The following is a 13,748-nucleotide window of genomic DNA, read 5'->3' on the forward strand; positions in this document are numbered from 1 at the left end:
TGACGCGCCCAGCCGACGCAACTTGTCGACGCGAATCGGCAATTGTGTCGATCAACCGGCCTGATCGATAGTCGGCGGACGGAGAAAAGCGAGCAGCATTTCGGCATGCATCGCGGCAATCCGCTGCCGGTCCGCTAGCTGAACATAGTCTCTGCCGGTGAACGCATCGATCGTGTAGCGGTTCGAGGCGATGTAGTAGCCCATGCCTATCAGCGTAAGGTAGAAGTCGAGCGGATCGACGCCCCTTCTAAACTGCCCGGCATCGGCGCCGCGTTCGAGAATCGACTGGATGACTTCGACCAAAGGCGAGATGGCGTCATTCAGCTTGTCCGACGCCTTGAGGTACCGGCCTTGATGCAGGTTCTCGTTGTTGATCAAGCTCAGCCACTGCGGACTGTCCCAGAAGTATGTCCAGATCGATTGGGCAAGCGTGGCTATTGCATCCCGAGGCGCGAGGCCGGTGAGGTCCAGGCTGCTCTCCTTCCGGGCGAAGTCCTTGTACATCGACTCCAGCACGGCGACGTAAAGCAACTCCTTGCTGCCGAAGTAGTAATAGAGCATCCGTTCGTTCGAACCCGCAACTTCCGAGATGGCGTCGACGCGTGCGCCGGCAAGTCCGAATCTGGAGAACTGGTCCGTTGCTGCTTCGAGGATGCGGCGGCGGGTGGCCTCCGGATCACGCTTGACTGGCTTAGACGGGTTGGTGTCCATTTTGGCTGTTGACCTCTCGTTGAGGGAATGGTCGTCCATCTCGTCATTATGGACGGTCTCAATTCGGTCAGATCGTTTTTCGCCCGCTTGGCCTGCTTCATTGTGGATTAGTACGGTCGGTAAGCGTTCGGGGCAATCGTGTGCCACCCGCTTTGCGGCGATTGCGAAGACGTTTCCTGCCCGAACGAACGAACGACGAGACAGCCGCGCGTTGCTCGGAATCAGAACGCGGTTACGAGGCCTTCGTCGTGGTCCGTCTGCGTCCTGACGCCCTTGCTATTGACGCCTGAGCGGGAACGCGGCGTGGTCGTCGGCTGCATGGGCGATCTTCTGCTTCATGGCGTGCAGGTCGACCGAACCCGCTTATGGTCCAGGCGGAAGCAGCGCTCACCGACTATCCGCACGACTTCGATGCCGCCGCTTTTCCGATGCAAACACCGAACCAAAACGCGTGGAGAGAGCGACGTCGCACTGTAAGTGGCACTCGATGCCAGGCAGCCAACTGAAACATCGCTCACAAAACGTTTGCGCCTGACTAAAAGCGCGTCACTGTTAGGCAGACTCTTAAGAATGGCTTTTTGCCGCCGCTATTAGGGTCTACCGTAAGCCGCTGACCGCCATGTACCGAGAAGAACCCGTCCTATCCGAATTCCTCGCCGCCGGTGATGACATCAACCTCGCACTGCTGCGGATAGATTGCAAGGAATTCGCTACCGAGGGCGATCGCCGTGTCGCGCGTCGGGCAGTGTTTGCGAAGGCAATGACGAAGCACCGCTTGCCAGACCTTCGCTCAACGGTGCTGTGCCACGAGATAAGCGCACTCGTTGCAAATCGGCCGGCGATGATGCGCCTCTTCGACTATTCCGAACTCGAAGCCATGTGCAAGCTGAGAGTTGCGCCATCACTCGTTGACCGGTTCATCGCAGCAAAACGACGGAACCCGCTGTTCGGTCTCGGCGAGATCGTGGCCTTGGCCGTCTACTCGCCGGGACGCCATCAATGGGGACACATTTGGCACGAGTGAGGCAACGATACGCCGTGGGAGAACCGGACTCGCTTCGGCCGGGACTCATCCATGAAGAACGGATCACGCACGGTCATCGCCGGGCGAGGCAGGCGCACAGCGCGACGCCCATGCGTGCCATTTTTCAGCTATAGATCGAAACCGAGTTGAGCCTTGCCAAGCGGCGTCAGGTCGTCTGCGGTTGCGCGGCCGATGAAATCGACTTCGAAATGATCGGTCGGGAAGTCCGGCGGGCTTTCGCCTTTGAGGAAGCTCGGCAACTGACGCTTCAGATACGCGTTGTTTTTGGCGCATGACGGCGCCGAGGCGATATACATCACGTTGCTGTAGCCCGCGCCTTTGTGCTCGTCTTCGACGGCATGAATCACGTCGCTATGCCAGAACACGGTGTCGCCCGCCTGCATCGTGGGGATGGACGACAACGCCTCGAACAGCGGCGCATGGAACTCCGGCTTGATCGAGAGCGCGCGACCGGGCATCGCGCCGCACAGGTCATCGTCGGCGACATCGTCCTGTAGCGCGCGCAACAGGATGTACACCATCGCGTTGGCAATGGGCACGAGTTGCAGCGTGCCGTCGCCGGGGCCTTGCGGCGTCAACGCGGTCCAGCCCTGGAAGGTGCGGAACATCGAACAGACGGCGGGCGACGCGATCTCCTGCACGTCCGTGCGGAAAGCCGCGTCGAACGGGTCGTACGCGCGCCAGTTGCCCGAGAACACGTGGCGATACACCTTGCGGAAATTGCTCTCGATCCAGCGTTCGACCGAGCCGCCGTCGCAATGCGCCGACAATCCAAGCGACGCGGAACCGGGCGGCCGCCGCCGCAGGCGGTCCGCATAGACGGGCACATGTTCCGGGTCGAAGTGAACGCGTCCGTCGCTTTCGTTCCGCCAAAGTTTGTTGAGGAACACGCGCGCCGCCGTCAGCGATTCCGATTGGCGCGCGAGCACTTGTGGCTTCGACCAGTACACGCCGTAGATCTGCGGCTTGCTCGAAGCCAGCTGACCGAAGTATTTGTCCTCGGCCCGGTTTTCCAGGCGCTTGTCGAGATGGTTTCCCTCGACATAGCGTGCGATGTCTTCATCCCACCCCTGCACTTGTTCGCGCGGGAAAACGTTGCGAATCACACATGCGCCACGCGATTTGACCAGCGCGATCTGCTCGGCCGTCACGCGTTTCTCGGTGATGTCGGAGAACTGAATCTCCGGAATGACGGCTTCGCCGCGATCACGCTGCGCTGCGATTCCCTTGGCGGCTTCCGCGATGGATTGTTCGACTTCGGCGAAGACCTCACGGTAGTTCGGCAACGCCGCGCGAAGTTCCTTTTTTGCTTGCCGGATTGCGCCGGCCAAGTCATCGATTTTCAGTGCCATGCTTGTCTCCTTGTGGATCATCGTGGCGATAGCATAGGACGCGTGCCCGAAACTGAGTGATACTATTCCGTCGATTCATTTGCGCATTCGGCCATGAAACCTGCATACGAGCATGTCGAGTTCGGCGAGGACTGTTCGGTCCGGGTTTACCATCGGCGGCTTCCGCGTATTCCGTTCGAGTGGCATCACCACCCCGAGTACGAACTGACGCTCACGATGAACAGTCGTGGCAAGCGCTACATCGGCGACTCGGTCGACGACTACGAAGCGGAAGATCTCGTCCTCGTGCCGCCCGATTTGCCGCATACGTGGGCGTCCAACCGGTCCATCGAGCCGTCTTCGCCGCAGGTGGCCATCGTTATCTGGTTCGACGGCGACTGGGCGCGGCGCATGGCGGATTGCTGCCGCGAATATGAACCGCTGCGCAGGCTCTTGCGCCGTGCGGCGTGCGGACTGGCGTTCGACCCGCCCGCCGGTGAATGGATGCGCGGCCGCCTGGACCGTTTGCTTTCGAGCGCGGCGCGCGAACGGCTGAGTGCGGCACTCGACATTCTGTGCGCACTCGCCGACGCGCCCGGCCAGCCGCTCGCTTCGCCGAGCGCCTTCAATCAGGCGACGACGGGTCCGTCCGGCCATGAGCCCGAGCGGATCAACCGCGTGCTTTCGATAATCGATGCGCGTTTCGCCGAACAGCTGCGGTTGTCGGAACTCTGCGCGGCGGCAAGCCTCTCGGAGCGCACGCTCACGCGATACTTCGTTCAGCATATTGGCGAGAGCGTGGGACGGTATATCGCCCGAGTCCGCATCGGGCACGCGTGCCGGATGCTGGCCGACACCTCGCTGCCCGTCGCCGTCATCGCTGCGCGATCGGGTTTCGCGAACGTCGCCAATTTCAACCGGCAATTCAAGGCCGCCAGGCGCACGACACCGGCCGAATATCGGCGGCAGTTCGCGACGGCTGCGCCCGGTGGTCGAGACGACGCCGCTATCCTGACCGAGCGATCGCCTTCGCTGGAAAGCGAGCGCAAATCAGTCGGCAAGAGAAAGCGGCGAAGCGAGCGTTGATCGAGCACTGCGGCAAGCAGATGCGCCGCAGGCTATCCGGCAGTCATTCAGCACGAGGACATGAAGATTCCGGTCGGCAACACCGAAAGCCCGCTGAATCATCGCGCGTCGAAGAATCGGTTCACCGGCCTCGGCAGACCCAAATGCTCCCGCAGTGTCGTGCCTTCGTATGCACGCCGGAAGATGCCGCGCCGCTGTAGCTCCGGCACCACCTTCGTGACGAAGTCATCCAGTCCGGCGGGCAAGGTCGGGAACATCACGTTGAAGCCGTCGCTCCCCTCCTCGACGAGCCACTGCTCCATCTCGTCGGCGATATCCGTCGCGGTGCCGACCATCTGCAAGCCCGAATAGCCGCCGACGCGGCGCGCGAGTTCGCGAACGCTCAACCCTTCGGCGCGCGCCATGTCGATGACGCGTTCCCGCGCGCTCCGGCTCGCGTTGGTTTCGGGGATCTCGGGCAAGGGGCCATCGGGATCGAACGACGATACGTCGTGCCCCAGCGCGATCGACAGCGACGCGAAGCCGCTGTCGTCGTGCACGAAGGTATCGAGCAGCGCGCGCTTTTCCTGCGCTTCGTCCCGCGAGTCGCCGACCACGACGAACGCGCCCGGCAGAATCTTCAGATGCTCTCGCGCGCGGCCGGCGCGTTCCACGCGGCCCTTCACATCGGCATAGAAACGCTTGCCCGCTGCGAGATTCGGCTGCGCGGTGAACACGGCGTCGGCGGTTTCGGCGGCCAGTTGCTTGCCCGCCTCCGACGATCCGGCCTGCACCACGACTGGCCAGCCCTGCACCGGACGCGCGATGTTGAGCGGCCCACGCACCGACAGATACGGTCCCTTGTGGTCGAGCACGTGCAGCTTATTCGGGTCGAAGAAGAGGCCGCTTTCGGTATCGCGCACGAAGGCGTCGTCGGCCCAGCTATCCCAGAGGCCCGTGACGACATCGTAGAACTCGCGCGCGCGTCGATAGCGCTCGTCGTGCTCCATGTGCTCCTCACGCCCGAAGTTGCGCGCCGCATCCGGATTGGACGTGGTGACGAGATTCCACCCGGCGCGGCCGTCGCTCAAGTGATCGAGAGACGCGAAGCGGCGCGCGATGTGATACGGCTCGTCGAACGTAGTCGATGCCGTCGCCACCAGCCCGATGCGTTCGGTCACGGCGGCGAGCGCGGAAAGCAGCGTGAACGGTTCGAACGAAGTGGCGGTATGGCTGCGCTTCAACGCATCCACCGGCATGTTGAGCACGGCCAGATGGTCGGCCATGAAGAACGCGTCGAAGCACGCCGCCTCCAGCGTCTGCACGAAGCGCTTCAAGTGACGGAAGTTGAAGTTGGCGTCGGCGTAAGCGCCGGGATAGCGCCACGCGCCGGTGTGCAGGCTGACCGGGCGCATGAACGCGCCGAGATGGAGTTGTCGTGTGTGTGGCATCGCGTGGGTCGGCGGAAAGTGGATTCGCGCCACGGTACTGCAACTCGCGAGAACGTGCTCGGATCGGCGGAGACTTTGCTTTTGAACCCGCAACGAATATGGCTAGCAAGAGAACGCGTTGACGCTTATGCCGTTGGCGCTCTCTTGCTATGCATGAAAGATTGGTAGCCGCGGTACGCGAAGTGCCTATAGTCGAAGGCTCCATCACATCACTTCACTTCGTCCGCTCAATGACACACACGTTCTATCGTCGCCGACTGATCGCGAGCGCCGTTTCGTTCCTGCTCGCCGCTGCCGCCCTCTCGCCTATTTCGACGCAAGCCGAGACACGCGAAGTGGTGATCGGCTATCAGGATATGGTCGTGCCGTGGCGCTTCGCGCAGGCAAGCGGCGCCGTCGAGAAGGCGACGGGCTACAAAGTCACCTATCGCAAGCTCGGCAGCGGCGCGGACGTCATTCGCGCGCTGGCTTCGGGTTCCATACAGCTTGGCGAAGCGGGATCGAGTCCCATTGCAGCCGGGCTTTCGCAAGGCGTCGATCTCTCGCTCTTCTGGATTCTCGACAACATCAACGACGCCGAAGCCCTCGTCGCGCGCAACGGCTCGGGCGTGAGCAAGCTCGCCGATCTCAAGGGCAAGACGCTCGGCGTGCCGTATCTGTCGACCTCGCATTTTCATGCGCTCGTCGCATTGCAGCAGGCGGGCGTCGATCCGTCGGCGGTCAGGATCGTCAATCTGCGTCCGCCCGAAGTGGCGGCTGCGTGGGAGCGCGGCAATATCGACGCGACGTATATCTGGGATCCGGTGCTCGCCCGGGTCAAGCAGAACGGCAAGGTGCTCGTCACGTCCGGCGAAGTGGCGAAGGAGACCGGCAAGGCGACCTTCGACGGCTTCGTCGCGTCGCGCAAGTTCGCACAGGACAACGCGGCGTTCATGGCCGGCCTCGTCAAGGTCCTCGCCGATACGGACGCGCAGTATCGCGATCACAAAGCCGACTGGAGCGCGGGTTCGGTTCAGGTGAAGGCCGTGGCCGAGGAGTCCGGCGCGAACGCTGCGGATGTTCCCGCGAGCCTCGCGCTGTACGCCTTCCCGACCGCGAGCGAGCAGGCGTCGCCGACGTGGCTTGGGGGCGGGCAACAGTCCGGCGCGGCGAAGTCGCTCGCCGCGACCGCGCAGTTTCTCAAGCAGCAAGGCACCATCCAGAACGTGCTGGCCGACTACTCTGCCGGCGTCGATCCACGCTACGCGCAGCAGGCCGCGAAATGACGGCGCTCGCCATCCGCAATCTCGGCGTCACTTACGAAGGCGCGAGCACGCCGGCGCTCCTGGGCGTCGATCTGCACATCGGCAGCGGCGAGTTCGTCGTGGCGCTCGGCGCGTCCGGCTGCGGCAAGACCACGCTGCTCAACTGCCTGGCCGGCTTCCTCGATCCGACCGAGGGCGAGGCATCGCTCAACGGCGAGCCGATCACCGGACCGGGCGCGGACCGCGGCGTGGTGTTCCAGAAACATGCGTTGATGCCGTGGCTCGACGTGCTCGACAACGTGGCGCTCGGCTTGCGTTTTCGCGGTATGAAGCGCGCCGAGCGCCACGAGATCGCGCGGCGCACGCTCGCCCTCGTCGGCCTCGCGCAGCATGAGCACGCGAAGGTGTATGCGCTTTCGGGCGGCATGCAACAGCGCGTCGGCATTGCGCGCGCGCTGGCGAGCGATCCCGAAGTGCTGCTGATGGATGAACCGATGGGCGCACTCGATGCGCTCACGCGCGAAAGCGTGCAGGAGCTGATACTCGACGTGTGGGCGCGCACCGGCAAGACCGTCTTCTTCATCACGCATAGCGTCGAAGAGGCGCTCTTTCTCGCGACGCGGCTCGTGCTGATGACGCCCGGCCCGGGACGCATCGCGGAAGTGCACGAGTTGCCTTTCGCGCGCGAGTATGTGCGCAGTCGCGATGCACGTGCGGTGAAGTCGTCGCCCGCGTTCATCGAATGGCGCGAGCGGCTGACGCGCCGTTTGCATCGAACGGAAAGGAAGGCGGCGTGAACCGGCCGGCTTCCGAGGCGCCCTTCTCCGGCGCAACCTCTGCGTCGCACCCGACGGGGCGCACCGCCCGTGCAAAACGCCGCGCGCGCTATCGCGGCATGCCCGGCACGGGACCGACGGCGCTGCCGAGCACGCTTTGCGTTGCTGCGCTCGCGCTGCTCTGGTGGTCCGCCACGCATTTCGGCTGGTTGCCGCCGCTCTTCTTGCCTTCGCCCGAAGCGGTATGGCGCGCATTCGTCGACGCCTGGCATGGCCGCCTTCAGGGCGGTCTGCCGCTATCCGAGCATCTGCTGTGGAGCGCGATTCGCGTGTTCGGCGCGTTCGCGCTGGCGGTCGCGACCGCCGTGCCCGTCGGCATCCTGATGGGTGTGAGCCGCATTGCGCGCGGGCTGCTGGACCCGCCGCTGGAGTTCTATCGGCCGCTGCCGCCGCTCGCGTATCTGCCGCTCGTCGTGATCTGGTTCGGCATCGACGAAACCGCGAAGATCGTCGTCATCTGGCTCGCGTGCTTCGCGCCCATCGCGATGGCCGCGCGTGCCGGCGTGCGCAGCGCCACCGCCGAGCAGGTGAACGCGGCGTGGTCGCTCGGCGCCAGCTTCGGGCAAGTGGTGTGGCACGTCATATTGCCCGCCGCGCTGCCTGAAATACTGACCGGCTTGCGCATTGCCGTGGGCTTCGGCTGGACAACGCTCGTGGCCGCCGAGATGGTCGCCGCCACGGCCGGCCTCGGACAGATGGTCCTCAACGCGTCCAGCTTTCTGCGCACGGACGTGGTCGTCATGGGAATCGTGCTGATCGGGGCGATCGCGTGGATCTTCGACTACGGTATGCGCGCGCTGGAACGCCGTCTCGTGCCGTGGAAGGGGCGTTGATGGCTCGCGCCCGCATCGCTTCGGTTCTGCGTTTTGGGCGCGGGATGGAAAGATTGGATCGGGCCAGCGTTCGAGGCATCGCCGCCGTTTAGATTGATCTGTCGCGGCGGCTTTCGCGCCTTCCAACGAGACAGCAACCGTTGCGCATCGTGAACTCAGTGACGAGAAGGGCCGACCGAACAAGCGCATGGTCTGCGCCTGTTTCAGTTGGCGACACACGCTTGCACTAGGCGCTTGCACTACGCGCTCGCGCAGGCGCTCGGCTGCGCGTCGGTGGGCGTATCGTTCTCGCCCGAGCCGATGCCCCAACGAAGGCGGACCGATACGAACGTCGAGGCAATCAACCGCGCGCAGCATTTCGTCGCGAGAGGAACCGTGGAATCTCGGCCTTTCAGCCATGCATCAGACGACGAAAACCGCCGTCGATGCGCGCAACTCGCCGGCTTGCGATTCGAGCGCATTCGTGGCAGCAGCCGCCTCTTCAACGAGCGCCGCGTTCTGTTGCGTCACCTGATCCATCTGCGATACCGCCTGATTGACTTGCCCGATGCCCTTGCTTTGCTCTTCAGAAGCTGCGGCGATCTCGCTCATCAGCCCCGTGACTCGCTTGATGGCTTCGGTGATCTGCGTCATGGTTGCGCCAGCGTCCTCGACGTGCGTCGTTCCGGTGCGCACGCGTTCAACCGACCTGTCGATCAACTCGCGCACTTCTTTCGATGCCGCTGACGACCGTTGCGCAAGGGATCGCACTTCCGAGGCGACCACGGCAAAGCCTCGCCCGTGTTCGCCGGCTCGCGCGGCTTCGACGGCGGCGTTCAGTGCCAGGATGTTCGTCTGAAACGCTATTCCCTCGATGATTCCGGCGATCTCCGCAATCTGCTTCGAGTCGCTGTTGATTGCTTCCATCGTCGCGACCACATCGGAGACCACACTCGCGCCACGGTCGGCGACATCTGCGGCTGCAGAAGCGAGGCGGTTTCCTTCCTGCGCGTTGCTCGTGTTATTAGTCACCGTCGACGTCAATTCTTCCATGCTGGCTGCGGTCTGCTGGAGTGATGCCGCCTGTTCCTCCGTGCGTTGCGAAAGATCGAGGTTGCCGGCGGCAATCTGCTTGGACGCAGTGGCGATCGAATCCGCCGACGTCTGAATGGCCGTGACGGTTTGCTTCAGTTGCCGCTGCATGCGGCTGATGGAATACAAAAGGCTCGTGCGATCATCCGGCGCGGTCACGACCGGCACCGATAAGTCGTTGCTCGCAATCCCGTCCGCAATGTGCACCGCATATTCCGGCTCTCCGCCGAGCGTGCGTCGCAGCGAACGGTTGAGCAACACGGTAGTCAGCGCAAGCAGCGTGGCCATGCCAGCGAACACCAGAACAGCGCGATACACCGACCGCATGAAGTCCGCCTCGAGATCATCGAGGTAGACACCCGTCAGAATGGTCCATTGCCACGGCTTGTATGAGGCAACATGGCTGAGCTTGGGCACGCTTTCGCTTGCGCCGGGCTTCGGCCAGCTATATCGAAGGAAGCCCTGGCCGTCGCGCTGCGCGAGCGCCACCGCGTCGGACCACATGTGAATGCCGTCCTTGTCCTGAACGTCTTTGGCACTCTTGCCTTCCATGTCCGGTTTCGTGGAGTGCATCACCAGCGTGACATCGGGATCGATGATCGCGAAATAGCCATCCCCGCCGTAACGCATCACGCGGACGCGCTCGGCCGCCTGTTTGCGCGCTTCCGCGTCGGTGAGCTGCCCCGTCTGCACTTTCGCCGCGTAGTCTTTGATTGTATTGACCGCGGCGTCAGTGACCGAGGTGAGCGTGGCGCGGCGTTCCTCGAATCGGATTTCGCGCATTTCGAACGCATCGAAGATGGAAAGAGCGGTGAGGCAGACGAGGCTAATTGCCAAGGGAACCCACATGCGGACTCGGAAAGGAATATTTTTCATTACTTTGCGGCTAGGGAAAACCCTCGTTTACGGCAATATTACCGATCACTTTAGGGACTGAATGGCGTTCGCGCTGGAAACGGTGTTGGCCAGGCATCGCAAAGGCGGCGTGCTGGGGCGTTACTGGAGTCAGACGCTTCGGTGACTATGTCTTGCACGGAAAGCCGCGAAGACGCGATCACTTAGCGATCGCCGGGCGCAGGAATCGGCGCGAGGCTGGGAAACGCGCTTGTCGAGGGAAAGTGCATCGCACAGCGCGATGTCACTATCGTCATTGGGCACGCTGCGAATTGTGGAGAACATGATGTCAAGCCGGGCGAACGATGTCGTTCCAAATGCAGCCGGCTCATCCTCGCTGCGTCCTGTTGCGCTGTTGAGGAATCGGTGTCGTTTGCATGTGAGCGTGCTTCGCGGGGATGGTCGGTCCCGGCATCGAAAGTATCTCGTGTCTGACCATCCCGCCGTAGCCGACGCGCAATGCAGACGTGATCGTTGACGGCCACGGGGTCGTGTCGCGACCAGAACCCGCCTCCACGTTTTGCCCGCTTCAACGACGGCTCGATTACTCGAGCAGCAAGCGGCCAACTGAGCGCGCGGCGCTCCATCGCGTGCGAGTGACTGCATCGGCGCGTCGCACCCGCTTGGCCGAAACCACGTACACTGCGGCGGCCGCAAAACGCGGCATATGTTGCGCGACGCTCAGCGTCGGCATTCGGCCTTCTCTTTTTAGTCTCTCACGCATGACAAAGAATCAGCTTAACGATATTACGCTTCAAGACAGTAAAGTCGTCATCGCGGGCGGCACGTCGGGCATTGGTTTCGCCGTCGCGGAAGCGGCGGCGCAGGCGGGTGCCGAAGTGATCATCGCATCGAGCAATCAGCAGCGCGTCGAAGCGGCATTGAAGCGGCTGCCGCAAGGCGTGCGCGGCGAGACGCTCGACGTCACCGACGAGGCGCAGGTCAGTGCCTTCTTCGGGCGCGTCGGAGCGTTCGACCATCTGGTCTACACCGCTGGGGAGGCGCTGCTGCTGGAGAACCTCGCGGACCTATCCATTGCAGACGCGCAGCGCGCTTTCGAAGTGCGCTACTGGGGCGCGCTGAAAGCCGTCAAGTATGGCGCGCCGTTGATCCGTGAAAACGGCTCGATCACGTTGACGAGCGGTGTCGCGTCGTCGCGTCCCCTGCCCGCGTGGACGATCCCGTCGAGCATCCTCGGGGCGATCGAGTCGCTGACGCGCACCCTGGCCGTCGAGCTCGCGCCACTGCGCGTCAACGCGGTGGCGCCTGGCGTGCTGCGCACGGAGATGTGGAACAGCATGAGCGACGCGGATCGCCAAGGGCTCTATGACTTCATCGCCGAAAAGATGCCGGTGCGGCGCGTCGGCGAAGCGCGCGACGTGGCGCGCACCTATCTGTACCTGATGCAGCAGGGCTTCAGCACGGGACAGGTAGTCGTCGTCGATGGCGGTCACGTGCTGGTTTAGACACGCAGCTGCACGGCCGACAGTCGAAGAAGAATCGAAAAAGGCGCGGCACACGGTGTCGCGCCGATGGATCGCCCGGTTGTGCGGGTGCCGCCATAGGGAAATGACGGCGACAGGCCGCGCGCTCGATCAACGAACGGTGAGTGACGTGACCGCAGCTACCGGGACTGCGCTAGGTGTCGGGCAATTCGAGCGGACGCGCCGTGCGCCGAATGGCACAGTCAAAACGGGGAGACTTCGGGTCAGGTAAGCACCAGCCACTTTTGGCGGCCGCGCGCGAAAGCGTCGGGGAGATAGACAGTTAGTTGCTCGAGCGTCCGAGTCTCGGACATTGGTCCGGACTGTCTGTCCGCGAGTGCAGACATCGGCAATCGGCTGTTGCCGCGCCTTGCAAGAAGGCGTTCGGGAACCGGTCGGCGGGCTCCCGAACTCAGTCGTAGCGCTGTCCGAAGGACTGTCAGCGTTTCAACGCGCTACATCGCTTTCAGTCGCTCACGCCAGCTCGCGGAGCAGCTGCACTTCGATCGGCCCTTCCAGGCGCGTCTTGAACGCCTCGGCCATGGCAAGAAAGTGCGGCTCTTGCTCGTGTCGAGCGAGCGCTTCGCGACTTTCCCATCTTTCGATAAACACGAACCGCCCAGGATGCTGCGGGTCCGAATGCGCGGTGTACAGCCGACAGCCGGCTTCCTTGCGCGTGGCGGACACGCAAGTTTTGATGATGCTTTCTACCTCTGCTTCCACCCCGGCTCGAGCTTGAACCGTTGCAACGACGGTGACTTCTTCAGACATGGCACCTACTCCTCTTTAATTGACGATATCGATAACGACCTTGCCCACCGCTTCGCCGCTGTCCAGCCGCCCGTGAGCGGCTGCAGTGTCTGCGAGCTGAAAGCGAACCGGATCGACGACCGGTGAGAGCTTACCTTCATCCACCAGCGCGGCAATCTTCCGCAAGATGACGCCATGGTGTTCGAGCCGCTGCCCGGTCAGCATCGGCAACAACATGAATATGCCGATAAGGTTCAGACTGCGTCCGAGCACGGGAGCAAGGTCGTGCTGCTCCCATGCGGCGCAAGTAACGAGCCTCCCGTAGAGGCTCGTCGCCATAGCGGACTGGTCGAGCGTCGGCCCGCCTACCGTGTCATAAACGATGTCGAAGCCCGCGCCATCGGTGTATCTGGCGACATAGTCCTCGGTCGACATGTCGCGATAGGGAATCGCGACGGCGCCGAGGCTTTCCGCGAGCGCAAGTCTCTCGGGCGTCGATGCCGTCGCGAACACTTTCGCGCCGAAGATCTTTGCAAGCTGAATGGCGATATGGCCGACACCGCCCGCCGCCGCATGCACCAGCACCTTTTCGTCGAGGCTTACCTTCGCTCTGTCTACGAGGCCTTCCCACGCCGTGATCGCAACGAGCGGGAGCGCGGCGGCTTCTCGCATCGAAAGGCGAGCCGGTTTAGGGGCAACGAGGCGCGCGTCGACCACGATGTATTCCGCGAGCGATCCGGCTCTGCCTTTGACGCCGCCAGCGCAGCCGTACACCGCGTCACCCACGTCGAATTCTTCGACGCCTGCCCCGACCTGGGTGACGATTCCGGCGAAGTCCATACCGAGAATCGCCGGGAGAGCGGGCGCAGCGGGACCAAGCTGCCCTGCCTTGATCTTGAGATCCGCCGGGTTGACACCGGAGGCGTGCACGGCAAGCAGCAGTTCACCCGCCTTGGGTTCGGGGATCGCGAGCGTATCGAGCACTTGCCCTTCAACGCCGAACTCGTTCAATACGAAAGCTTTCATAGATGCA

The 13,748-nt window shown here is 63.1% G+C and carries 12 protein-coding genes; 6 read left to right on the forward strand and 6 right to left on the reverse strand.

Features of this window, described 5'->3' with window-relative positions; all coding sequences use genetic code 11:
- Positions 1–51: 51 nt before the first annotated feature.
- Entirely contained in the window at positions 52–711 is a 660-nt protein-coding gene (locus P9239_RS20445) for a TetR family transcriptional regulator (protein ID WP_309754281.1), read from the reverse strand.
- 619 nt (positions 712–1,330) lie between these two features.
- Between P9239_RS20445 and P9239_RS20450 the strand changes: the two genes are divergently transcribed.
- On the forward strand, positions 1,331–1,735 hold the full coding sequence (locus P9239_RS20450; protein ID WP_309754283.1) for a hypothetical protein: 405 nt from the start codon (positions 1,331–1,333) through the stop codon (positions 1,733–1,735).
- A gap of 128 nt (positions 1,736–1,863) precedes the next feature.
- Here the strand turns inward: P9239_RS20450 and P9239_RS20455 are convergent, their stop codons facing one another.
- Complete coding sequence (locus P9239_RS20455; protein WP_309754285.1) at positions 1,864–3,108, reverse strand: DUF1479 domain-containing protein; 1,245 nt, start codon at positions 3,106–3,108, stop codon at positions 1,864–1,866.
- 93 nt (positions 3,109–3,201) lie between these two features.
- Here P9239_RS20455 and P9239_RS20460 point away from each other — a divergent pair, with 93 nt between their 5' ends.
- Positions 3,202–4,173: a helix-turn-helix domain-containing protein gene (locus P9239_RS20460; RefSeq protein WP_309754287.1), complete on the forward strand. Its 972-nt coding sequence runs from the start codon at positions 3,202–3,204 to the stop codon at positions 4,171–4,173.
- Between the two features lie 98 nt (positions 4,174–4,271).
- Here P9239_RS20460 and P9239_RS20465 read toward each other — a convergent pair whose 3' ends face one another.
- Entirely contained in the window at positions 4,272–5,603 is a 1,332-nt protein-coding gene (locus tag P9239_RS20465) for an LLM class flavin-dependent oxidoreductase (RefSeq protein ID WP_309754289.1), read from the reverse strand.
- Positions 5,604–5,833: 230 nt separating this feature from the next.
- On the opposite strand from P9239_RS20465, the gene tauA reads away from it, so the two are divergent.
- The 3 genes from tauA to P9239_RS20480 are packed head-to-tail and all read left to right on the forward strand — an operon-like array spanning position 5,834 to position 8,516.
- A complete protein-coding gene (gene tauA / locus P9239_RS20470; RefSeq protein ID WP_309754291.1) occupies positions 5,834–6,868 on the forward strand; it encodes a taurine ABC transporter substrate-binding protein in 1,035 nt (344 codons plus the stop codon).
- Positions 6,865–7,644: an ATP-binding cassette domain-containing protein gene (locus P9239_RS20475; RefSeq protein WP_309754293.1), complete on the forward strand. Its 780-nt coding sequence runs from the start codon at positions 6,865–6,867 to the stop codon at positions 7,642–7,644. Before tauA ends, P9239_RS20475 begins: the two co-directional genes overlap by 4 nt.
- A complete protein-coding gene (locus tag P9239_RS20480; protein ID WP_309754295.1) occupies positions 7,641–8,516 on the forward strand; it encodes an ABC transporter permease subunit in 876 nt (291 codons plus the stop codon). Before P9239_RS20475 ends, P9239_RS20480 begins: the two co-directional genes overlap by 4 nt.
- A gap of 402 nt (positions 8,517–8,918) precedes the next feature.
- Here the strand turns inward: P9239_RS20480 and P9239_RS20485 are convergent, their stop codons facing one another.
- A complete protein-coding gene (locus P9239_RS20485; protein WP_309754296.1) occupies positions 8,919–10,436 on the reverse strand; it encodes a methyl-accepting chemotaxis protein in 1,518 nt (505 codons plus the stop codon).
- A gap of 767 nt (positions 10,437–11,203) precedes the next feature.
- Here P9239_RS20485 and P9239_RS20490 point away from each other — a divergent pair.
- Complete coding sequence (locus P9239_RS20490) at positions 11,204–11,947, forward strand: SDR family oxidoreductase (protein ID WP_309754297.1); 744 nt, start codon at positions 11,204–11,206, stop codon at positions 11,945–11,947.
- A gap of 492 nt (positions 11,948–12,439) precedes the next feature.
- Here the strand turns inward: P9239_RS20490 and P9239_RS20495 are convergent, their stop codons facing one another.
- Positions 12,440–12,736, reverse strand: a complete 297-nt coding sequence (locus P9239_RS20495) for a putative quinol monooxygenase (protein WP_309754298.1) — start codon at positions 12,734–12,736, stop codon at positions 12,440–12,442.
- Between the two features lie 15 nt (positions 12,737–12,751).
- Positions 12,752–13,741, reverse strand: a complete 990-nt coding sequence (locus P9239_RS20500) for a zinc-dependent alcohol dehydrogenase family protein (RefSeq protein WP_309754299.1) — start codon at positions 13,739–13,741, stop codon at positions 12,752–12,754.
- Between the last annotated feature and the right edge of the window lie 7 nt (positions 13,742–13,748).

The organism is Caballeronia sp. LZ062, from assembly GCF_031450785.1.
Classification (GTDB): domain Bacteria; phylum Pseudomonadota; class Gammaproteobacteria; order Burkholderiales; family Burkholderiaceae; genus Caballeronia.